This window comes from Xanthomonas sp. NCPPB 1638 (genome assembly GCF_041475635.2).
Lineage (GTDB): Bacteria > Pseudomonadota > Gammaproteobacteria > Xanthomonadales > Xanthomonadaceae > Xanthomonas > Xanthomonas cucurbitae.
Genome location: NZ_CM192984.1, coordinates 4,689,773 through 4,712,109, shown reverse-complemented (window position 1 = coordinate 4,712,109; position 22,337 = coordinate 4,689,773). Strand labels below are relative to the sequence as shown.

18 protein-coding genes are annotated in these 22,337 nt (G+C 65.3%); 13 read left to right on the top strand and 5 right to left on the bottom strand.

The window, feature by feature from the left end; all coding sequences use genetic code 11:
• Positions 1-239: 239 nt before the first annotated feature.
• The 5 genes from rpmH to mnmE all read left to right on the top strand — a co-directional run bounded on the left by rpmH (position 240) and on the right by mnmE (position 4,320).
• On the top strand, positions 240-380 hold the full coding sequence (rpmH, locus tag ACCQ13_RS20420; RefSeq protein WP_002805908.1) for a 50S ribosomal protein L34: 141 nt from the start codon (positions 240-242) through the stop codon (positions 378-380).
• Positions 381-418: 38 nt separating this feature from the next.
• Positions 419-856, top strand: coding sequence for a ribonuclease P protein component (rnpA, locus tag ACCQ13_RS20415; protein WP_104603300.1), 438 nt, complete (start codon positions 419-421; stop codon positions 854-856).
• Between the two features lie 25 nt (positions 857-881).
• Entirely contained in the window at positions 882-2,603 is a 1,722-nt protein-coding gene (gene yidC / locus ACCQ13_RS20410; RefSeq protein ID WP_104603299.1) for a membrane protein insertase YidC, read from the top strand.
• 57 nt (positions 2,604-2,660) lie between these two features.
• Positions 2,661-2,816 carry a hypothetical protein gene (locus ACCQ13_RS20405; protein ID WP_158251444.1) on the top strand — a complete coding sequence of 52 codons (156 nt, stop codon included), beginning with the start codon at positions 2,661-2,663 and terminating at the stop codon, positions 2,814-2,816.
• A gap of 163 nt (positions 2,817-2,979) precedes the next feature.
• Positions 2,980-4,320 (top strand): tRNA uridine-5-carboxymethylaminomethyl(34) synthesis GTPase MnmE, encoded by a 1,341-nt coding sequence (mnmE, locus tag ACCQ13_RS20400; RefSeq protein ID WP_159407887.1) that lies wholly within the window; start codon positions 2,980-2,982, stop codon positions 4,318-4,320.
• Positions 4,321-4,427: 107 nt separating this feature from the next.
• Here the strand turns inward: mnmE and ACCQ13_RS20395 are convergent, their stop codons facing one another.
• Together ACCQ13_RS20395 and ACCQ13_RS20390 are read right to left on the bottom strand one after the other, a co-directional pair.
• Positions 4,428-7,472 carry an outer membrane beta-barrel protein gene (locus tag ACCQ13_RS20395; RefSeq protein ID WP_159407886.1) on the bottom strand — a complete coding sequence of 1,015 codons (3,045 nt, stop codon included), beginning with the start codon at positions 7,470-7,472 and terminating at the stop codon, positions 4,428-4,430.
• 573 nt (positions 7,473-8,045) lie between these two features.
• On the bottom strand, positions 8,046-8,888 hold the full coding sequence (locus ACCQ13_RS20390; RefSeq protein ID WP_159407885.1) for an acid phosphatase: 843 nt from the start codon (positions 8,886-8,888) through the stop codon (positions 8,046-8,048).
• Positions 8,889-9,084: 196 nt separating this feature from the next.
• Between ACCQ13_RS20390 and ACCQ13_RS20385 the strand changes: the two genes are divergently transcribed.
• Positions 9,085-11,397, top strand: coding sequence for a TonB-dependent receptor (locus ACCQ13_RS20385; RefSeq protein WP_159407884.1), 2,313 nt, complete (start codon positions 9,085-9,087; stop codon positions 11,395-11,397).
• Positions 11,398-11,642: 245 nt separating this feature from the next.
• Positions 11,643-12,743 (top strand): glycerophosphodiester phosphodiesterase, encoded by a 1,101-nt coding sequence (locus tag ACCQ13_RS20380; protein WP_159407883.1) that lies wholly within the window; start codon positions 11,643-11,645, stop codon positions 12,741-12,743.
• Positions 12,744-12,816: 73 nt separating this feature from the next.
• Here ACCQ13_RS20380 and ACCQ13_RS20375 read toward each other — a convergent pair whose 3' ends face one another.
• Positions 12,817-13,602: a rhomboid family intramembrane serine protease gene (locus ACCQ13_RS20375; RefSeq protein ID WP_104603294.1), complete on the bottom strand. Its 786-nt coding sequence runs from the start codon at positions 13,600-13,602 to the stop codon at positions 12,817-12,819.
• A 398-nt stretch (positions 13,603-14,000) separates the two neighbouring features.
• Positions 14,001-14,957: a TerC family protein gene (locus ACCQ13_RS20370; RefSeq protein WP_104603293.1), complete on the bottom strand. Its 957-nt coding sequence runs from the start codon at positions 14,955-14,957 to the stop codon at positions 14,001-14,003.
• A gap of 261 nt (positions 14,958-15,218) precedes the next feature.
• Here ACCQ13_RS20370 and ACCQ13_RS20365 point away from each other — a divergent pair, with 261 nt between their 5' ends.
• The 3 genes from ACCQ13_RS20365 (at position 15,219) to ACCQ13_RS20355 (ending at position 17,045) form a co-directional block, all read left to right on the top strand.
• Positions 15,219-16,385, top strand: coding sequence for a class I SAM-dependent rRNA methyltransferase (locus ACCQ13_RS20365; RefSeq protein ID WP_104603292.1), 1,167 nt, complete (start codon positions 15,219-15,221; stop codon positions 16,383-16,385).
• Positions 16,386-16,496: 111 nt separating this feature from the next.
• Entirely contained in the window at positions 16,497-16,817 is a 321-nt protein-coding gene (locus ACCQ13_RS20360; RefSeq protein ID WP_104603291.1) for a hypothetical protein, read from the top strand.
• Positions 16,818-16,865: 48 nt separating this feature from the next.
• Positions 16,866-17,045, top strand: coding sequence for a hypothetical protein (locus ACCQ13_RS20355; RefSeq protein ID WP_104603290.1), 180 nt, complete (start codon positions 16,866-16,868; stop codon positions 17,043-17,045).
• Here ACCQ13_RS20355 and ACCQ13_RS20350 read toward each other — a convergent pair.
• Positions 17,020-18,870: an Svx/AvrXca family virulence/avirulence protein gene (locus ACCQ13_RS20350; RefSeq protein ID WP_159407882.1), complete on the bottom strand. Its 1,851-nt coding sequence runs from the start codon at positions 18,868-18,870 to the stop codon at positions 17,020-17,022. The genes ACCQ13_RS20355 and ACCQ13_RS20350 overlap by 26 nt on opposite strands.
• On the opposite strand from ACCQ13_RS20350, the gene ACCQ13_RS20345 reads away from it, so the two are divergent.
• The 3 genes from ACCQ13_RS20345 (at position 18,869) to ACCQ13_RS20335 (ending at position 22,317) form a co-directional block, all read left to right on the top strand.
• Positions 18,869-19,261, top strand: coding sequence for a hypothetical protein (locus ACCQ13_RS20345; RefSeq protein ID WP_104603288.1), 393 nt, complete (start codon positions 18,869-18,871; stop codon positions 19,259-19,261). The two genes, ACCQ13_RS20350 and ACCQ13_RS20345, sit on opposite strands and share 2 nt — an antisense overlap.
• 79 nt (positions 19,262-19,340) lie before the next feature.
• Complete coding sequence (locus tag ACCQ13_RS20340) at positions 19,341-20,549, top strand: glycerate kinase (RefSeq protein WP_159407881.1); 1,209 nt, start codon at positions 19,341-19,343, stop codon at positions 20,547-20,549.
• 28 nt (positions 20,550-20,577) lie between these two features.
• Positions 20,578-22,317 (top strand): sensor domain-containing diguanylate cyclase, encoded by a 1,740-nt coding sequence (locus tag ACCQ13_RS20335; protein WP_104603286.1) that lies wholly within the window; start codon positions 20,578-20,580, stop codon positions 22,315-22,317.
• The last annotated feature ends 20 nt before the right edge of the window (positions 22,318-22,337 follow it).

Genomic DNA, 22,337 nt, shown 5'->3' with positions numbered 1-22,337 from the left:
CAAAGTGTCATCATCGATTGCTGGCTGCGGCGCGCAGCAAGGCGCCGTGCACGCAGCCCGGAAGTGAAAAAAGGATGGACCAGCCTAGCACCGCAGGCCGGCTTTTCCCAGACTTATTCACAGATCCATCCACAGGCTGCGGTCATGTGCATCGCGGCCGCGCAAGCGGGTAGTTGACCTGGCCTGGATCAGGCGTCTAAAATTGCCGGTTCACCGTTTCCATTCATGCAGAGGGCCCCATGGCCACCAAGCGTACTTTCCAACCCAGCAACCTGAAGCGAGCACGCGACCATGGTTTCCGCGCACGTATGGCAACTGCCGACGGCCGCAAGATCCTGGCTCGCCGCCGCGCCAAGGGCCGCAAGCGCCTGAGCGCTTGATTGCCGCGCCGCTCCCTGCGGCCGAGGCAGTCCCTACCGTGAACGCATCGAACCCGTGCAGGCGATTTCCTCGCTCTGCGCGGGTTCGTACGCGTGCGCAATATACGGTTGTCTTCGACACCGCGCGTCGGACCTCCGATCCGCTGCTCAGCCTGCACTGGCGAACCGGCGACACGCCGCCGCGCCTGGGCATGGCGGTGTCGCGCAAGGTCGATACCCGCGCGGTGGGTCGTAACCGCATCAAGCGCGTACTGCGCGATGCCATGCGCCATCTATTGCCCGAACTGGCCGGCGGCGATTACGTGATTGTGGCGCGTTCGGCAGCCGCCAAGGCGACCAATCCACAGATTCGCGATGCCTTCGTGCGCCTGCTGCGCCGTGCCGGTGCATTGCCCCTGCCTGCTGCGCCCGGCACAATGCCGCCCGCCAGGACGATGCACCCATCCTCCCTTTCCCCGACAGAGCCGGAACGCTAGTTCCGACTGAGCGAGTTGCTGCCCGATGAACCAGACCCGTGTTTTCCTGATCTTTGCCTGGCTGATGGTCGCGGCGCTGCTGTGGATGGAGTGGGGCAAGGACAAGGCGGCCGCCAATGCACCCGCTGCGGTGGCCACCCAATCGGTGCCGGCCGCGCGCGATCCGGATGCGGCGGCCACGCCCGCTAACGTGCCCAGCGCACAGGCCATCCCGCAGGCCGGCGCCCCGGGCGCGGTGCCGTCCATCGGCACCACCACGGCGACGCCGGCCGCCGCCGGTGCCGCGCCGGTGGTGACCGTCACCTCGGACGTGCTGCGCCTGAAGCTGGATGGCCGCAGCGTGCTGGATGCCGAGCTGCTGCAGTTTCCGCAGACCAAGGACGGCACTGCACCGGTCAGCCTGCTGACCGAAGATGCGGCGCACCCGTACAACGCCACCAGCGGCTGGGCCAGCGAGCACTCGCCGGTGCCGGGCATGGGCGGCTTCCGCGCCGAACAGCCGGGTAGCAGTTTCGCACTGGCCAAGGGCCAGAACAGCCTGGTGGTGCCGTTCATCTGGAATGGCCCCAACGGCGTGTCGATCCGCCGCACCTTCACCCTGGAACGCGGTCGCTATGCGATCTCGATCAAGGACGAGGTCATCAACAAGAGCGGTGCGGCGTGGAACGGCTACGTGTTCCGCAAGCTGAGCCGGGTGCCGACCATCCTCAGCCGCGGCATGACCAACCCGGACTCCTTCAGCTTCAACGGGGCAACCTGGTACAGCCCGCAGGAAGGCTATGAGCGCCGCGCGTTCAAGGACTACATGGACGACGGCGGTTTGAACCGCCAGATCACCGGTGGCTGGGTGGCGCTGCTGCAGCACCACTTCTTTACCGCATGGATTCCGCAGAAGGACCAGGCCTCGCTGTACGTGCTGGCCCAGGACGGCCCGCGCGACGTGGCCGAGCTGCGTGGCCCGGCCTTCACCGTGGCGCCGGGCCAGACCGCCAGCACCGAGGCACGCCTGTGGGTGGGTCCCAAGTTGGTCAGCCAGATCGCCAAGGAAGACGTGAAGGGGTTGGACCGGGTGGTCGACTACAGCCGCTTCTCGCTCATGGCCATCATCGGCCAGGGCCTGTTCTGGGTGCTGAGCCACCTGCACAGCTTCCTGCACAACTGGGGCTGGGCTATCATCGGCCTGGTGGTGCTGCTGCGTCTGGCGCTGTATCCACTGTCGGCCGCGCAGTACAAATCTGGTGCCAAGATGCGCCGCTTCCAGCCGCGTCTGGCCCAGCTCAAGGAGCGCTACGGCGACGATCGCGTCAAGTACCAGCAGGCGACGATGGAGCTGTTCAAGAAGGAAAAGATCAACCCGATGGGCGGCTGCCTGCCGCTGCTGATCCAGATGCCGATCTTCTTCGCGCTGTACTGGGTGCTGGTGGAATCGGTGGAATTGCGCCAGGCGCCCTGGCTGGGCTGGATCCAGGACCTGACCGCGCGCGACCCGTACTTCATCCTGCCGGTGCTCAACATCGCCATCATGTGGGCGACGCAGAAGCTGACCCCGACCCCGGGCATGGACCCCATGCAGGCCAAGATGATGCAGTTCATGCCGCTGGTGTTCGGCGTCATGATGGCCTTCATGCCGGCCGGCCTGGTGCTGTACTGGGTGGTCAACGGCGGTCTGGGCTTGTTGATCCAGTGGTGGATGATCCGCCAGCACGGCGAGCAGCCGAGCAAGATCATCCAGGCCAACGCCAAGTAAGTTCACCAAGGCCCGCCGCAAGGCGGGCCTTGTGCATGCGCATTGGCTGGAAACACTTTGAAGATCCTCCTGCCCGCCGTGACCTATCTCGATCCTGGCAATGCCCATGCCAAGACCGGCAATCGCGGGACGGCGCACAAGGCGTACTCCACGTATCTGCAGCTGCAGAGCAGCGGTGCGAAGCAGGTGAGCACGCAGCGGCAGTCGTTGTGATTCAACCCAGCTGACGCATTGCGGCGAACTCTCGCCTGGAAAACCCGCCCCGGGACGGCGGCGTGATTCACCAAGGACCCGGGTATCGGCCTGCTGCCGTTGCCGGCAACACGTCGCCGCACCGCCACGGCTGTCTTTTTCAATCCATCTCAGAGCAGTGCGCATGTCGTCTTCCACCTCCACCATCGTTGCCATCGCCAGTGCTGCCGGAGCCGGTGGCGTGGGAATCGTGCGCCTGTCCGGGCCGCAGGCAATGCTGATCGCCATGGGGTTGGGCATTGCGCCGTTGCAGCCGCGGCAGGCGCAGTACGCGCGCTTTCGTGATGCGCAGGGCGAGGTCATCGACGATGGCATCGTGCTGTGGTTCAAGGCGCCACGCAGCTTTACCGGGGAAGAGGTGGTGGAGCTGCAAGGCCATGGCAGCCCGGTGCTGTTGCGTCAGTTGGTGGCGCGCTGCGTTGCGCTGGGCGCACGCCAGGCACGCGCGGGCGAATTCAGCGAGCGGGCCTTCCTCAACGGCAAGTTCGACCTGGCCCAGGCCGAGGCCATCGCCGACCTGATCGCCGCCGGCGACGTGCGCGCTGCACGTGCCGCGCGGCGTTCGCTGGATGGCGTGTTTTCGCGCCGTATCGAGACGGTAAGTGCGCAACTGACGCGACTGCGCGTGCATGTGGAGGCGGCGATCGACTTCGCCGACGAGCCACTGGACACCCTGGGGGGCTCGCAGGTGCGCGACGGGCTTCAGCAGGCGCGGACAGCGCTGGCGCAGCTGCTGGGCGACGCAGAACGCGGACGCAAGTTGCGCGATGGCCTGCATGCGGTACTGATCGGCCCGCCCAATGCCGGCAAGAGTTCGCTGCTTAATGCATTGGCCGGCAGCGAGCGCGCCATCGTCACCGATGTGGCCGGCACCACCCGCGACACCCTGCATGAAGCCATCCAGCTCGATGGTTTCGAGCTGACCCTGGTCGACACCGCCGGCCTGCGCGAAGGCGGCGATGCGATCGAGCGCGAAGGCATGCGCCGCGCGCGCGCCGAGCTCGAACGTGCCGATCTGGCGCTGGTGGTGCTGGATGCGCGCGACCCGCAGGCGGCGCGCGATGCGATCGGCGATGCCATCGATGCGGTGCCGCGCCAATTGTGGATTCACAACAAATGCGATCTGCTGGCCCACAGCACGCCGTTGGGCGGCGACGCGATTGCGATCTCGGCCATCACCGGGCACGGGCTGGAGCAATTGCACACCCGTCTGCGCGAGCTGGCGCTTGGCGATGCAAGCGACAGCGTGGAAGGCGAGTTCACCGCGCGCGCGCGCCATGTGGAAGCGCTGCGCCGCGCCGAACAGCACGCCGATGCCGCCGACCTGGAGCTGGGTTTTGAACAGCTCGAACTGGCCGCCGAAGAGCTGCGCCTGGCGCACGCTGCACTGGGCGAGATTACCGGCAAGATGAGTGTCGACGAGCTGCTCGGTCAAATTTTCTCGAGCTTCTGTATCGGCAAGTGACCCGGCGTGGTGGCTGCCTCCTTGGGCTTCATCGTTGCCGTGTCGTCCTGCAAAAAAACCGGCCTCTTTCGAGGCCGGATCCTGGTCACCGTCGGTACGCCGCCCGATCAGAAATCGTAGCGTGCAGTCAATCGGAACGAGCGTGGTGTCTGGTAGTTACCGTCGTTCAGATAGTTCGGGCTGATGACGTCGCGCGAGGCTTCACTGAACTCGTTGTACTCGGTCACCCGGTGGTTGTTGAACAGGTTGAACACATCGAGTTTGAAACGCAGCTTGTTGTCGGCCCAGTTGGGAAGATAGGCCGCCGCCAGATCGAAGGTCCAGGTCCATGGGGTACGTCCTTCGTCGCCACGCTGACGCAGCACGCGGTCGCCCTGGGCATTGAGGCAGTAGAAACTCGAGCCGCTGTAACCGGTCAGCGTGCCCTGGTCCGGCTGTGCGATGCCTTCCAGGGGGATATACCCCTGGCAATTGACCGGGCGCCCGGACTGCAGCACCAGGTTTCCACCGAACTGCCACTCCGGCGTGAGGTTGTAGGCACCGAACAGCTTGAGCGTGTGCTGCCGGTCGTTGGGTGTTGGACCGTAGGTTCCGTCGGTGAACAAGCGGTGGTCGAAGTCCTGGGTGAGCCCGGCGTCTTCCTGCTCCAGCGTTGAATTGACGTAGCCTTCGACGTTGCCGCGGGTGCGTGCGAACGTGTAGGAGCCCTGGAAGTTGAACTTGTCGCCGGTGCGTTCCCAGAAGAATTCCAGCGCGGTATGGATGCGGCGATACTCGGGAAGACCCAGATACGACGCCGGCAACGTGGCCAACTCCAACTGGCCATCACCATTCAGATCGACATTGATGGTGACGTCGCTGCCGGGATTGAGGAAATAGCAATTGGGCACCGAGCTGGGATCGAAGTCCGGGTAGTCGTTGTCTGCGGCCCAGTCGATCCACGGATTGGTGGTGCAGGTATCGTCCATGCCGGACTTCACTTCGCGGCGAATCATGCGCGCCCCCGCCATCCAGTTTTCCGTCAGCTGCAGCTGGCCACCCAGGATGATTTCGTCCTGATACATCGGCGAGAGCGTGGTGGATGCCACCGATGCCGGATTGGGCGCGGTGAGCGACCCGTTGGTCTGGGTCTGACCAATCTGCGCACCCTGTCCGACGGGTGTACCGTCGGCTTCGCTCCAGCCATTGACGAAGTACCAGTTGGACACCGTCGATTCTGCGCCGGTGGCGCGGATGCTGGAGTTGGTGGCCACTGGAATGTAGTAACGGCCCGCGGTACCGAACAGCTTCAGGCTGGAGTCGCCCAGGACATCCCAGGAAAACCCCAGGCGCGGGGCGAGTTTGTAATCGGACTCGATCCAGGCAATGCCGTCGCCGTTCTTGTTCTCGAACTTTTCACCGCGCAGACCGAGTACGGCGAGGAAGTTGTCGGTGACCTGCCAGTTGTCCTCCAGGTAGAACGCGCTATTGGTGTTCTCATAGGAGGAACTGCTGCTCTGGAAGACACGCGAACGCGCGTAGAGCGCGCCGCGCGGCACCAGTTGGCCGTTGACGGTGCGTCCGGGTTGCCCGGCGAATGCACCGGTGGCCACGGAGTTACCCGGTACAAGGTAGTACGCCCAGTTGATGCCGCCGGCATAGGTCTGACCGCGGTGACTGGATTCATATTTTTCCTGATCCAGGCCAAAGCGCAGCCGGTGCTCGCCCAGCACCCATTCGCCGTCGACACGAAACGCCTTGCGGATATCTTCGTCTGGCTCGGCGTTGCGGTCGGCGATGGTGGAAATGGTGCCTGGATTGCAACCGATGTACCGATCGAGCACGCTGGTGGTCAGGCCGAAGCTGTAGGCCCATGGGCAGTCGCCAGCGGCGGGATTGGCCGGCAGGCGGGAATCGATCAGGTTGCTCAAGTAGCCATACTGCGCTGACAAGGTGAAGGTGTCGGTGAAATAGCCGGTGTACTTGAGGATGCCGACCTTGCCGCCGTTCTCCATCTCGTACTGTTCGATCGGCGCTTCATGCCGGCCAACGTTGTAGCGGTTCTCACCGTTGGCATCGGTGTTGTACTCGTAGGTGTGGTACTTGGTCTTGGCCTGGTTGTAGATGCCGGTGAATTCGACCAGATTGCTGTCGTTGATGTACCAATCGAGCTTGACCAGACCTTGCGGGGTGTCGTCGCGGGTGCGTTGGCTGGTCAATGCATTGAACGTGTCTTCGGTTTCGCTGCGGCCTTCTGCCATGGCGAAGAAGAACAATCGGTCCTTGATGATGGGACCGCTGGCGTAGGCCGAATAGATGGTGCTATCGAAACGATTGTCGCTGCGGTACTGGTAAAGCGGGTCGGATGCGTCGGGATCGCGCTCGCGTACGTTCCTGCCCGCCGCACGCCCCCAGTCGGGTTCCCATTCCACGCTTGCACCGTAATGCCAATCGTTGGAGCCGGACTTGGTGACGATGCTGACGATGCCGCCCAGCGAGCGGCCATACTCTGCGCCATAGCCGCCGGTCTTGATCTGCAGTTGGCCGATCCCCTGGAACGGCACATTGGCAAACGACAGGAACGTGCGCATGTTGGTCACGTCGAAGCCGTTGATGTAATAGCCATTCTCGGCCACCGAGGAGCCGCCGAACGAGGCGAGATTGCCCGCACCCAGACCGCTGTCGCCGCGCACTGCGCCAGGCGCGAGCAGCGCGACCGACGACACATCGCTGGCCACCGGCAGCGAAATCATCTGCTCGGCAGTGAACACCGTGGTGGATTCCACCGAGGACACGTCGATGGGATTGAACGCCTTGGCGCCCACGACTTCGACACGGTCCAGGGTGGTGGCGGTGTTGCTGAGTACCACCTGCGAGCCACTACCGACCTTGACCTCGACCTCGCGGGTGACGCCGTCGGCAGTCACCACGTACTGACCAGGCGGCAACTGGCTGAAGGTGAAGCGGCCGTCCGCAGCAGCGGTGATCGAACGACTCACGCCCGTTTGCGGGCTCTGGATGGCGATCGTGGTCCCAGGCTGGCTGTTGCCGAAAATCGAGCCGACTGCACTCTGGGCGTTGACCCCGCCGACCACACACACGCCCAACGCAAGGGTGAGGGCACGGTGCATGAGGCTGCGCGACAACGGGCGACGAACGGCGTAACGCGTCATTTCTCTCTCCTGAAAAAGACCGCTGGACTGCAAAGCTGTGAGGGAAGGGCAGGCTGATCGGCACGACAGGATCGCCAGCCGGGCAGCAGGAAAAATTTCCTGAAGCCTGGCTGAAGATTAACCCGAGATTTACAGGACTGTCATCGTTTGGCAATCAGCAGCACAAAACGACACTTCCAGAACATGAAAACGCAGCCAAGATGCTGTACGGCCACCCTGAAAGGTGCTCGGGACACGATGTCCGGACAGGAATGCGACCGTGCGCGCACGTCTGTCCACAGGCGCGCAGGGCTAGCGGGGATTGCATGCGGGAGAGCCGCCCCAGCGCCGCGCAGTCAGTCTGACCGCGAGGCGCTACTGGGATCTGTTCGGCATGGAGGGCATGCCGGTGTGGCCGCTTGCGGGCCTTTTCGATGGCGTAGTGACGCTGAGACGGCCTGGCGTCTTGTCATTCCTGATCGGCCGGCAAGGCTGCTAGCAGTGCCGCGTGACCGGCACGCGGCCGTGGATCAGGACGATGGCACCATCGGGGCGGCCTGGCCGAAGGAGCCACCGCCGCCTGGCTGAGCGCAGTTACATCACGCCTGGCAATGCCGTCTGCAAGAGCGCTTGCTGCGCAGCGCACGCGGCGGCGGGGGCCGGTTTGGCCTTGGCGATCTCGCTGCGCGCCGCCGCCAGGTCGTTCTGGAAAGCGGAGTTGTCGTGCAGCGCGGCGACGGTGGCCGCGCCCATGATGCGGCCCTGCAGGACATCGCTCTGCCAATGCACGTTGCAGACCAGGCGGCTGTCGCCGAAGGCACGGCCGCGTGCCAGTAGTGCATCGCGCCGGGCGGGCGCGATCTCCGAAAGGATCAGCCCCCAGGCCCAGCCGATGGCGGTGTGGCCGGAGGGGTAGGAGCCGTTCTTGCGCAGGCTGGCGTCGTCGTCGGGGGTGCACGTTGGCTGCGCGTTGCGCATGAACGGACGCTGGCGCTGGTAGTGCGCCTTGGCGGCGCTGGTGCTGCTGCTGGCGTCGCGCATGCTGCGCTCGAGCAGGCGCAGCAGGTGCTGGGTGGTGGCCTGGTCGACCTGCACGCCGAGCGCGCAGCTGAAGGTGTTGGCAGCGGCGGGAAAGCGCAGCACGGCATCTTGCGTGGCCAGATCCCAACGCGGGGTGCCGCGCAGGGCAAGCATGGCCTTGGCGATGGCCTCGTCGTTGGCGAGCGCGGTGCTGCCGTCTGCCGGCGGCGGCGGAACCAGGCGCAGGCTGTCGGGCAGTTGTGGCGTGTCCAGGTAGCCGCGTGCATCGGTGGCGATCACCGAGCCTGCCGGCGCTGCCGGTTGCCGCGCACCGGCCATGCCGCTGCCGAGCAGCAGCGTGGCGATGGCGACGCCTGCCAGCGTGGGTTGCCAGCGGCGTGCGATGCGGTGGGACATGGGCAACTCCTCGGAACGGCAAGACGGGAAGAGTTCGCAGATTACGACGCGAAGATGACACCTGCATGCCAGCGCAACGCAGCTGCGGCGCGGCATGCGCACCGATTGTCGCGGAACTGTCATCTGGTCGTCGTGTCGACGCAAGACAGCTGTCGCACGCTTGCCGCCATCTTTTGACTCTTCCCCCACGCCGCCCATGCCCAAGACCCATCTCCTCAGTGCTGCCGTGCTCGCCGCGCTCATGTTGTCGCCGGCCGTGCAGGCGGCCGATACGCCTGCCGACCCATCGGCCGATGCCGCCGCCGCGGACAGCGTGCAGCAGCTCGATGCGGTGTCGGTGATCGGGCAGGGCGAAACCCGCCAGGTGCAGCGCATCACCGCCCAGGACATCCCGGTGCTGCCGCCGGGCACCAGCATCCAGAAGCTGCTCAACCGCATGCCGGGTGTGAACGTGCAATCCAACGATGCCTTCGGTGCCAACGAAGAGTCGCAGACGATCAGCCTGCGCGGCTTCAACGGCACGCGCCTGGGTTACACGCTGGACGGCTTGCCGCTGGGCGATAACGCTTATGGCAACTACAACGGCCTCAACATCAGCCGCGCGTTGATCGCGGAAAACTTCGGTGGCGTGGAGCTGGCCTCGGGCATCGGTGCGTTGGGTACCGCGTCCACCAGCAACCTGGGTGGCACCATCCAGTATTACTCGGCCGATCCGTCCAGCGTATTCGGTGGGCAGGTGTCGCAGACCGTGGGTTCGGATGCCAACCGCCGCACCTTCCTGCGCGTGGACACCGGTGATTACAACGGCTTTTCGGCGTATCTGTCGGGGATCCAGGCAACCGCCGACATGTGGGCGCGGCCGGAATCGCCCACCACCACGCGGCAGTTCAACGCCAAGGGTGTGTATCAGTTCGATGGCGGCAAGCTGACCGCCTTTGCCGACACCTCGCGCACTTCGCAGGCGGATTATTCCTATCTGTCCAAGAGCGGCATGGCACGCGGCCTGGGCTGGGACTGGAACCTGTACGCGCCGGACTGGAACCGCGCCCTGGCAGCGGCGTACTGCGCGCCGGCCACACGCAATGCGGCGCGCTGCGGCTTCAGCGGCGGGGTGGACAACATCGACGATGCGTACTACCAGAGCCGCGCGTTACGTGACGACGACCTGTTCTACGTGGCCGGCGACTTCCAGCCCAACGATGCGATCAGCCTGCACACCCAGGTCTATCACCACGAAAACAAGGGCCAGGGCCACTGGTGGTCGCCGGGCCAGGCCTCCAATCCTGGCACGCCGCAGGCACTGCCGATCTCCATCCGCAGCACCAACTACTGGATCAACCGCACCGGCGGCATCGCCTCGCTGGGCTGGGACTTGGGCCCGCATCATCTGGAAGCCGGGCTGTGGTACGAGCGCAACCACCATGACGTGGAGCGCAATTTCTATTGGATCACCGGTCCGGTGGACGACGACACGTTCCTGCGCAATCCCGATCGCCGGCTGTTCTCGCAGAACTACATCATCACCACGCGGCAGTTCTACGTGCAGGGCAACTTCAAGTTCCTCGACGAGCGCCTGAGCCTGGACCTGGGCATCAAGAGCCCGAGCACCGAAATGACCGCGCGCGAGACGCCGGGCGTGGCGGTGGAAGCGCCGGTGGCGACCGGCTCGCTCAAGGCCAGCGAATCGGTGTTGCCGCAGATCGGGCTGGGCTATCGCATCGCTGAGGGCCAGGAAGTGTTTGCCTCGTACGCGGAGAATATCGCCGCGTTCCAGGGCGGTGGTGCCGGTGGCCCGTTGCTGGTGACGCAAGCGTCGTTCGATGCCAGCGTGGGCGCGCTGGAACCAGAAAAGTCGTGCACGCTGGAAGCTGGTTACCGCTTCGTGCGTGACCGCTTCGAGGCCTCGCTGGTCGGCTACGACGTGACCTTCGACAACCGCCTGCTCTCGCTCAACCCCTGCGCCAGCATCCAGCAGGGCACCACGCCGGCCTGCACCACGCGTTTCTTCAACGTGGGCTCGGTGAGCAGCCGTGGTGGTGAGCTGACGGTGATCTGGAAGCCGACCAGCTACCTGCAGTGGTACAACTCGGCCTCGATCAACCGTTCCACCTACGACGACAACTACGTGCAGAACGGCGTGGTGATTCCCACCGCCGGCAAGACCACGGTGGACACCCCCAAGCGCATGCTGGCCAGCGAAATCGCCTTCAACTACGCAGGGTGGAACCTCAACCTGCGCGGCAAGTACACCGGCGAGCGCTTCTATACCTACACCAACGACCAAGGTTTTGGCGGCTACACCTCGTTCGATGCCGGCGCCGGCTATGCATTCGGCCAGGTCGGCGTGTTGCAGGCGCTCAAGCTCTCGCTCAATGTCACCAACCTCACCGACAAGCGTTACGCCTCCAACCTCACCGCGTTCGCCAACAGCGATCCGAATGGGCGGCAGTTGGCCTTCCACGCCAGTGCGCCGCGGCAGGTGTTCTTGACCTTGGACGCGAAGTTCTGAGAATGGGAATCGGGAATCGGGAATCGCAAGAGCGGGTTTTGCTGTTGCTCACTGACTTCTGATTTCCGAGGTCTGTCGACGCGGGCCGGCTAGAGTGGTCAACAAGACGTCTTGCGTGGTTGTCGGGCAGGTGCGGACGATGCGGTGGACGTGGGATGTACAGTCGTACCTCCTGCGTTGCTCATTGGCCAGGCGCGCCTGGCGGCCTGCGTCGATTCGGTAGCTGTTCTTCGTTGGAGATAGGCATGATGCAGTTCGGTCGTATCTGGCTGGTGGGAGCGATGATGGTTGGCATGAGCGACCCGGCGGTTGCCGAGGCACCGTTGGCCAGGACGGTGCAGATTTTTGCGCACCGTGGCGCCAGCGCGTTGCGGCCGGAACACACCTTGGCCTCGTACGCCAAAGCCATTGCCGATGGCGCGGATTTCGTTGAGCCGGATCTGGTGTCCACCAAAGATGGTGTGCTGGTGGCACGCCACGAGAACGAGATCGGCGGGACCACCGATGTGGCCAGCCATCCGGAATTTGCCGCGCGCAAGACCCGCAAGACCATCGATGGCCAGGCGATGGACGGCTGGTTCACCGAGGACTTCACGCTGGCCGAACTGAAGACCTTGCGCGCACGCGAGCGCTTGCCGCAGTTGCGTGGCACGCGCTGGGATGGCCAGTTTCAGATCGTGACCTTCGACGAGATCATCGATTTCGTTGCGGCGCAGTCGGCCGCCACCGGCCGTACCGTCGGGCTGATTCCCGAGATCAAGCATCCGAGCTACTTCCAGGCGCTCGGCCTGCCGATGGAAGACAAGGTGCTGGCCACGCTGCAGGCACACGCTTATACGCAGACCGCACCGGTGGTGATCCAGTCGTTCGAGACCGGCAATCTGCGTTATCTGCGCAGCAAGATCGGGCGCACCAGCACCATCCGCCTGCTGCAGTTACTGGGCGGCGCGCAGATGCCGCTGCCCGATGCCGGCCCAGGCAAGGCGCCGAAGACCTACGGGGAGATGCTCACGCCCGACGGCCTGAAGCAGGTCGCCACGTATGCCGATGCGATCGGCCCGGACATCCGCAGCATCATCCCGCTAGATGCGCAGCAACGCCTGGGCACGCCAACCAGCCTGGTGCACGACGCGCATGCGGCCGGGCTGCAGGTGCAGCCGTACACGTTTCGTCCGGAGAATTATTTCCTGGCCGCCGACAACCGCAGCAATGGTGCAGTGACCGAGCGTAACGACGCAGGTGCATTGGTCGAACTCAAGACGTATCTGGATGCTGGCATCGATGCGTTCTTCGCCGACGATCCGGGCCTGGCGCGGCGTGCCTTGAGCGAGCGTGCAACGCGTTAAACGCCATGCGGTCCGTAGGAGCGCGCTTGCGCGCGTTGCCTTCCGGTAACGCCCGTCGCGCTCAGGCGCGCTCCTACGTTCCTGGTGGCCGTTCGCGTGGGGGGAACTGCAGCACCACGTTGTCAGAGCCGTCTTCCTGGCGTTGCCACAGCACCGGCACCTGCCGCGGTGGCGGCGGTTCCAGCATCGCGTGCTCGGGGTTGCTTACTTCCCAGGCAGCATCTTCGTCCTCGTCGTCCCAGCTGTAACGTGGCTTGGCTTGCTGCGGGTCGCGCAGGCGCAGCAGCAGAGCGGCGATCAGGCCGGCCACCGCGCCGCCCAGGTGCGATTGCCAGGACACGCCGGCTTCGTGCGGCAGGATGGTCAGCAGCATGCCGCCATAGAACAGGAAGGCGATCATGCTGGTGGCGATCGCCGGGCGGTCGCGGCGCAGCAGGCCCAGCACCAACACCAGGAACATCAGCCCGTGGGTGATGCCGCTGGCGCCGAGATGGCGGCTGCCGGGCTCGCCCAGCAGCCACGCGCCCAGCCCCGAACCCAGCCACAGCAGCGGCAGCGACAGGACGGTGGCGCGTGGGTACACGCTGCCGGCCAGGGTGCCCAGGATCAGCAGCGCGGCCGCATTGGCGCCCAGATGTGCGAGTGAGCCGTGCAACAGCGGGGCAGTGAGGATGCCGATCAGGCCGTCGGCTTGCAGCGGCGCCACCGCCCAGGCGCGCCAGTCGAACATGCCCTGCGCGGTGAATACGGCCACCAGCAGCAATACGGCCGCCAGGCTGAGGTTGAAGGCACGCAGCACCCGCGAGCGGTCCAGGCGGCTCTGGGTGGCGGCATCGGGGGCGAGAAAATGCGTTGTCATGCACTCACGGATGGCGGCGCGCGAATTTTTTACAAGCCTATCCGGCTCGGGATAAGCAGGCCCGGCAGCGGGATAATCCAATCCCGCTGCCGAATCATTGGCGTAGTCAGCCGCACATCACGCAAGTGGGTGAGGCGTGACAGCGCACGTGCCGCGCCATCCGCCATCTGTAAAGTTCCCTTCCGTCCGATCTGCAGCTCTGCTGCAGGGCCCTTGCCCGCCCACCATCGCGGGACACGCTGCAAGTACGTCCATGTAAGCTCTTACGCGGCATCCATGCCGCGTAAGGTCCCGCGACGGTGGGCGGGCAAGACCTGTCGAGATGGTCGGTGCGCATGGTTGTCAGCAGCGCACGCGGAACGGACTGTACCGATTTCCGATTCCCGATTCCCAGCCCCTCAGTGCCCGGCCGGCTTGGGCGGGCGCAGCAGGCTCAGCACGATGGTCGCAACCAGGATCGCCACCACCGCGGCCAGCGACACCAACACCGGAATCTTGTACAGGTCGATGATCATCATCTTGGTGCCGATGAACACCAGGATCACCGCCAACCCGTACGGCAGCAGGTGGAAGCGGTCAGCCATGCCGGCCAGCAGGAAGAACATCGCACGCAGGCCCAGCACTGCAAACACGTTGGAGGTGAGCACGATGAACGGGTCGGTGGTGATGGCGAAGATCGCCGGGATGCTGTCCACCGCGAAGATCACGTCGATCACCGCGATCAGGATCAACACCACGAACAGCGGCGTGAACCAGCGCTTGCCATCCTTCATCACGCTGAGCAGGTTGCCGTGGTACTGCGGGCTCAGGCGCAGGTGCCCGCGCATCCAGCGCAGCACCGGATTGGCTTCCAGGTCTGGCTCCTTGCCGGCGGAGAACCACATCTTGATGCCGGTCAGCAGCAGGAACGCGCCGAACACATAGAGCAGCCAGTGGAATTTGGCCAGCAGCAGCGAGCCGGCGAAGATCATGATCGCGCGTAGGACAATCGCGCCCAGCACCCCGATAATCAGGACCCGCTGGCGCTGTTCCTCTGGCACGCCGAAGTAGGTCATGACCATCAGGAACACGAAGATGTTGTCCACCGCCAGCGATTTTTCCACCAGGTAGCCGGTGAGGAACTCCAACCCGATCCGGTCGGCGGCCGCATCGCCCATGCTGCCCTGCAGGTACCACCACAGGCCGGCATTGAAGGCCAGCGCCAGCAGCACCCAGCCGATGCTCCACCAGGTGGCTTCCTTGAAGGTCACCTTGTGCGCGCCGCCGTGCCGCATCAACACCAGATCGACCAGCAGCGCGGCGATCACCACGACCGCGAAGCCACCCCATAACCAGACATTGCCAATGGTTTGCATAAGAAATTCCGAAAGTGAAACGACCTGGGCCAGCCGCGTGGGCTGAGGTCTTGTGACACGGAATTCGTGGATTCCGGGTGACGGACCTTCGCCTGCGCGGCGAAGGTCTCGCTCGCAACCGGCTGGGCCGGTTGCCGTTGCACCGGAGCCTGGCTGGCAGGACTCGTCATGACGGCGACAACGTTGGGAGCTACTCCCCTTCTGGGCCCGATTCTGCGGGCCAGGCGCAGGCACGTCAATCCAGCCGGATACAATGGGCGGATGAATACTCCTGTCCCCGTCGTCCGACTCAAGAATGCGTGGCGCTCCAGCCACCCGTGGATTTTCCAGAAGCTGGTGGAAAAGCCCGCCGCCAAGCCCAAACCCGGCACGATTGTCGAGGTGGTCGGCGTGGATGGCGAGTGGATCGGCCGCGGCTTCTATAACGGACATTCGCGCATTGCCGTGCGCATCCTGGAAACCGACCAGACGGTGCCGGTGGATGCGGGCTGGTTCGCGCGCAAGATTGCCGCTGCGGTGAGCCTGCGCCGCGACTGGCTCAAGCTCGACGGCGTCTCCGATGCCTGGCGCGTGGTGCATAGCGAAGGCGATGGCCTGTCCGGCCTGGTGGTGGACCGCTATGGCGACCTGGTGGTGGTGGAGTTCTTCGCCGCCGGCATGTTCCGCCACCGCGAATGGATCTACGACGCGCTGCGCGAACAGTTCCCGGGCTGCCGCTTCCACAGCTTTGCCGACGAACATGTGCAAAAGCAGGAGAGCTTCGACTTCCACGGCAACACCACCACGGAAGCTGCGGTCATCACCGAGCACGGCATCAAGTTCCGCGCCGACCCGGCCGGCGCACACAAGACCGGCTTTTTCGCCGACCAGCGCGACAACCGTCAGTGGCTGAGCGAGCAGGTGGACGGCAAGACCGTGCTGGACCTGTGCTGCAACACCGGCGGGTTTGCGGTGTATGCGGCCGCGCGCGGTGCGGCCGAGGTGCTGGGCGTGGATATCGACGAGGACGTCATCGCCATAGCCAAGGGCAACGCCAAGCTCAATAACGTGCGGCCCAGGTTCGTGCAGGCCGATATCTTTCCGTGGCTGCGCGATGCGGCCAATCGCGGCGAACAGTTCGATGTGGTGATCCTGGATCCGGCCAAGATGACCCGCGACCGCGAGCAGGTGATTCCGGCGCTGAAGAAGTATCTGGACATGAACAAATTGGCGCTGGGCGTGGTCAAGCCGGGCGGCCTGTTTGCCACCTTCTCATGCACCGGGCTGGTGGCCGAGCAGGAGTTTCTGGACATGTTGCGGCGCGCCTCGTATTTCTCCGGGCGCACCATCCAGATCCTCAAGGTGGCCGGCGCTGGCCCCGATCATCCGTTCATGGCGCATGTGCAGGAGTCGCGTTACCTCAAGGCGGTGTTCTGCCGCGTGATGTAGCCGCGCCTGCCGATGCAGGGCCGGCATTGCGCAGCCTGCGGTTTTGGCAGCGCCACGCAGCGGCCGGCACACGGATTCAATGCGGATAAGCAACCAGGGAGCCGGCCGCCGATGACCTCCAGCGACGAAGACGAACGCAAGGTCTTGCGCCACTTGCTGCGCCAGATCGAGCGGCCGCAGGCCAGCCTGCTGGCCAGCAACTGGCCGGTGTTTGGCATGTGGCTGCTATTTTCCGGGGCCTTCATGTACCTGTTCCAGACCGGCGCCAGCTCGCCGCTGCACCCGCTGTTGCTGGCGCTGGGCTCGACTTGCCTGGGCGTGTTCGGTGCGTGGATCGTATTCCGCTCGGTGTGGGCACGGCAGTGGCCACACGTGCGTGAGCATATCGATGTGGAAAGCGTGCGCGCGCGGTTGGCCGAACTGGACAGGTGAGCCTGCCGGCACCCCGTCGCGCATCCGGCAGTTTCATCGATCGCCGGCATGCCGCTGGAACCAGACGTGCCGATCCGCACCCGTTGGCAGGCGCCGGTGGAAGAGGTCCTTGGCGTGGACCGATCTGCACACCAGGCCATCCCTGGCCTGGCTGCATCGTCGCTCACCCTGGTCTGCAGCTGCGTAGTGCAGCTGCGAGCGCTCACCACCCGGCCGGGCGTGCGGTGATTTCTGGTACCGCCTGACGCAGGTCCGCACCAAATTCCGGGTTGGTCATCGTGGACGGATCGACATAGCCGTAAAACACGCCCTGGGTGGGCGAGGCACCTTGTTCTTCAACATCGCCACGCAGCTGCGCGGTGCCGCCGACATTGATCGCACCGAACGCGCCGGGGCCCATGAACACGGTATGCGCCTGTGCGTTGGCGCCGATGGTGGCACCCGGGTGCCACACGGTCAGCCCGCCCAGCACGGCATTGCCCTGCACGGTGCCACCCATCACCGTGGCATGCCCGTCGATGCGTGCATTGCCCAGCACGTTGCCGGCCAGGACTCGCGCAGACGGTCCCACGTAAGCGGTGGAGGCGACATTGGCGGTGTTGGCGACCCAGCCGCCGCCGTTGGCATGACGGCGGCCGGCCGGGGTCGGCGTAGGCGCGTTGGGCTGGCTCCCGGCCGGCGCGGCATTGGTCAGTGTCACGCTCCATGGGTAGCGGTAGATCGCATAGTAGGACTGGTCCCACTTGATCTGCTGCATGCTGCTGGGCGCGCCCATCACCATCAGATACACGGCGCGGTCGCTGGTCTTCACCGCCATGGTGAGGGTGGCCTTGGCGCCGCGCTGCAGCGTGCTGTAACGCGCCTTGCCGAGGCTATCGATGGCCACCACACCCCAGCGCCAGTCCGAGTTCGGCGAGGGGATGCTGGACGGGTCGTTGAGCAGGCCAGGCAGGCTGGTGACGGCCGCTGCGCTCTGCACCTGGCCTTCGAAGGCGACCTTGATGCTGCTGACGCCGCTGGCGGGAATCAGCTGCACCAGGTTGTAACCCCAGCGTTGCGGTGCCCACTCGAATGGCACACGGTAGCGATTGGCCTGGCTCGGGACCGGATCCAGCATCGTCATGCGCAGCGCACGATCGCGGTTGTTCCAATCCTGGGTTTGCTGCGGATCGAAGGAGAGATTGCTGCCATAGCTCAGGCGGTACAGCGCACCCTGGTCGCTGCCGTCGGGATTGGTGTAGTCCCAGTTGACGTTATGCATGGCCCAGTCACCGAAGACATCGTTCATCTGTGATTGCGTCCAGCCCATGTTGGCCTTGATGACCGAGAACGGATCGGCGCTGCGATGCGCGGGATTGTCGATGCGCGGTGCCTTGCCCCACATGTCGTTGATGATGGCGTAGCCAAAGCGATCCTTCAGGTACTCCATGAACTGCCAGTTGCAATAGCGATCACGCGTAGAGCCCAGATAGACATGCGGGTAGTTCACCAGCATGGTCGAGCAATGCACGTTGCTGGAGTGGAATTCCGGCAGTTGGTGGGTCATCCAGTTGGCGTGCGATTCCCAGATCCAGCCGGTGTATGGGGAGTCCTGCAAACCGCCGGACTGATATTGCAAGGTATGCGTGAACTCATGCGCCAGACCCCAGTGATCGCGCAGGCCACCTGGCCCGATCCACATGGCCATGCCGCCACTGCTGGAGATGCCAGCGGTCAGGCCAAAGCTCGGGTCCACATGCAGGTTGGCCTTGTACTTGGTGGCGGTGGCGCAGAACGGTTCGGGAAACTGCAGGCGGTTGATGAAGGTGTCCCAGACCATTTCCATATGTTCGCCGGCCGCGCGTGCATCGGCAACGGCGACGCTGTCGCCATTCCAGCGGAACGCGAAATGCGCGGTTTCGTAGCGCACCGGCGGCATGCCGGCCTCATCGATGCGCGCAACCCAACTACCGGCGGTACAGGCCGCACTGGCGGTAGCAGCGCTACCCAGGCCTGCCGCGATCAGGGCAACGGTGAGCAGGCGGCGGTGCAGCGCGTGCAATGCAGTGGACATGGCTGATTCTCGCGAAAAGGGGATGTGCGATGTACGCACGCAATACGCGCCTGCAAAAGACCTGCTTCATGCTGCGGACGTGGAGATGCGTAGGGGCAGGCCGCAGACGGCGGCGACCACGCAAGTGTGCGCGGCTGCGTGCGCGAAGCAACTGATTTTAAATGTATTCTTCAAAAGTGCTAAGCGCTCGGCGCTCGCGATGTGGCGCGGGTTGAACTTGTGCACGCCGCGGCAGGGGGCCGCTACTGTGTGCCCTTCGGCGTTTGGCCACCTTGCACCGATGCGTCAGGCACGTCGGCCGCGCATGCTGTACATCACCATGGAAAACACGGTCAATGGGTCACCGTTCCGACATCGCGGAGCTTCCATGACGGGCAAGGACTGGGCTTGATGAGCATGCTGCAGCATTGCCGCAACAACGCACGTATCGACGCGGCCACCAACCCTGCATCCATTCAAGCGAGCGTCCCATGAAGGTCGTCATCGCCCCCGATTCCTACAAGGAAAGTCTGTCCGCGCTGGAGGTGGCTACCCAGATCGAAGCCGGCTTCCGCGAGGTATTCCCCGACTGGAGTTACATCACGGTTCCGATGGCCGACGGCGGCGAAGGCACGGTAGAGGCCTTGGTCGCGGCCACTGGCGGCCGGGTGGTGGAGCGCATCGTGAGCGGGCCGTTGGGCACGCCGGTGCTGGCGTTCTTCGGGGTGACCGGCGATGGCCGCACGGCGGTGATCGAGATGGCCGCCGCCGCCGGCCTGGCACTGGTACCGGCCGCCGCGCGCGACCCGCTGCGCAGCAGCACTGCGGGCGTGGGCGAGCTGATCCTGGCGACGCTGGACGCCGGTACGCGGCACCTCATCATTGGCCTTGGCGGCAGCGCCACCAACGACGGCGGCGCCGGCATGGCACAGGCGCTGGGCGCGCTGTTGCTGGATGCGCACGGCACGCCGATCGGCGCTGGCGGCACCGGGTTGGCCGCGCTGGCGCGGATCCAGACCGACGGTCTCGACCGGCGCCTGCAGCACTGCCGGATCGAGGTGGCCTGTGACGTGGACAACCCCTTGCTTGGCCCGACGGGCGCCTCGGCGGTGTTCGGGCCGCAGAAGGGCGCCACGCCGGACATGGTGCGGCAGCTCGAGGCCAACCTGCAGCACTATGCCGACCTGCTGCAGCGCGACCTCGGCTTGCGCCTGCATGACCTGCCCGGTGGCGGTGCGGCAGGCGGGCTGGGCGCGGCGCTGGTGGCCGTGCTGGGCGCGCAGCTGCGGCCCGGGGTGGAGATCGTGGCGCAGGCGCTGGGCCTGGAGGCACTGATCGCCCAGGCCGACCTGGTCATCACCGGCGAAGGCCGGCTGGACCGCCAAAGCCTGCACGGCAAGACCCCGCTGGGCGTTGCGCAGCTGGCGCAGCGGCACGCCAAGCCGGTGATCGCCATCGCCGGTGGCCTGGGCAACGATGCCGGGCTGCTGCATGCGCATGGCATCGCGGCGATGTTCGCCGTGGTGCACCGCCCCTGCACGGTGGAGCAGGCGCTGGCCGAGGCGGCCGGCAATGTACGCCGCGCCGCGCGCAACGTGGCCGCCGCGCTGCAGCTGGGCAGGGCGTTGACGGAACCGGCCGCTGCCGTCGAACGCGAGTCGACCGGCCGTACCGTGCCGGCCGGCTCGGCTAGACTGTAAAAATGACTTTCGCCGAGCGAGCTGCCCATTGAATCCGCGCGACGCTGCACCGTTCGGCGAAGTCGAGCGCCTGGCCCGCCTGGCATCGCTGCAGGTGGTCGACACGGCGGCCGAACCGTTCTTCGATGCCCTGGTTTCCGCTGCGCAGGCCATCGCCGGCACTCCGATCGCGTTGGTCTCGCTGGTGGATGCACATCGGCAGTGGTGGAAGGCCAGCATCGGCCTGCCTGGCGTCTCCGAGACTCCGCGCGAACTGGCGTTTTGTGCCTACGCCATCCAGAGCGATGCGGTGATGGAAGTGCGCGATGCACCCGCAGACCCGCGCTTCGACGACAACGTCCTGGTCACCGGGGCGCCCGGTATCCGCTATTACGCCGGCGCGCCGATCGTGTTGTCCGACGGCCTGCGCATGGGCACGGTGTGCGTGATCGACCAACGCCCGCGCGCGCTGGAACCGGCCCAGCTGGCGGCGCTGGAACAGCTGGCCAGGGTCGCGGCAGAAGGTCTGGAGCAGCGCCGGGCGATGCTCGAGCGACAGGCGGCCAATGACGAGCTGCAGCAGCGGCTGCGCGAGAGCGAAGCCTTCCTGGAACGCACCGGCCGGGTCGCCGGGGTCGGTGGCTGGGAGGTGGATGTGGCCAGCAACACGCTGACCTGGTCCGACCAGACCTGCCGCCTGCATGACCTGCCCCCAGGCTACCGCCCCAGCCTGACCGAGGCGATCGGCTTCTATCCGCTGCAAGCGCGTGCGGTGATTACCGATGCGGTGGAAACCTGCTTACGCGATGGCACCCCCTGGGATCTGGAATTGCCGCTGATCAGCGCTCGCGGGCGTCACCTGTGGGTGCACAGCACCGGGTCGGTGGAGCATGTGCAGGGACGCATGCGCCTGATCGGCGCAGTGCAGGACGTCACCGACCGGCATTGCGCGGTCGATGCGCTGGCGGCCAGCGAGCGCAAGTTCCGCAAACTGTTCCAGTACAGCCTGGGCCTGATCTGCACACACGACATGGAGGGCCGCCTGATTAGCGTCAACCCTGCCGCTGCGCGCTCGCTCGACCGTAGCGTGGAGCAGATGGAGGGGTGCCGGCTGGAGGACCTGGTCCGCCCCGAGCGGCATGCGGCCTTGCGTGGTTACCTCTCGCGCATGGTGCTCGATGGCCAGGACTCGGGAGTGATCGAACTGGTGGCCGGCGACGGCAGCCTGCGGCACTGGCAGTACCACAACGTCCTCGACGTGGAGGCCGATGCCACCGTCGTGCTGGCGCACGCGCAAGATGTCACCAACCAGTACAAGCAGGAAAAGCAGTTGCTGGAGTGGTCATTCACCGACCCGCTGACCAACTGCTACAACCGCCGTTACCTGGACGAGCTGGACAAGCGCGATCCCGGCGGGTGCTGGGGGTGCATCGTGGTGGATCTGGACAAGTTCAAGCTGGTCAACGACACCTATGGCCACCAGCGCGGCGACGAAGTGCTGGTGCAGATGGCCTGGTTCCTCAACCAACCGTTGCGCACCCAGGACCGACTGGTGCGCCTGGGCGGCGACGAATTCCTGGTATTGCTGCACCAACCGATCCAGGCGCAGTTGGACAGGCTGGCGCGCGACTACCTGGCCGCTGCCGCCGAAGCGCCCATCCAGTTCACGCTGGGCACGGCGCTGCGTCAGGCAGGCGAAGTGCTGGCCGCCGTGGTCGACCGCGCCGACCGCTCGCTGTACGCACGCCGCCGGGCACGCCGCGGCACCGGCACCGCCGATCAACGCTAGCGTCCTGCGCCGCCGTCTGC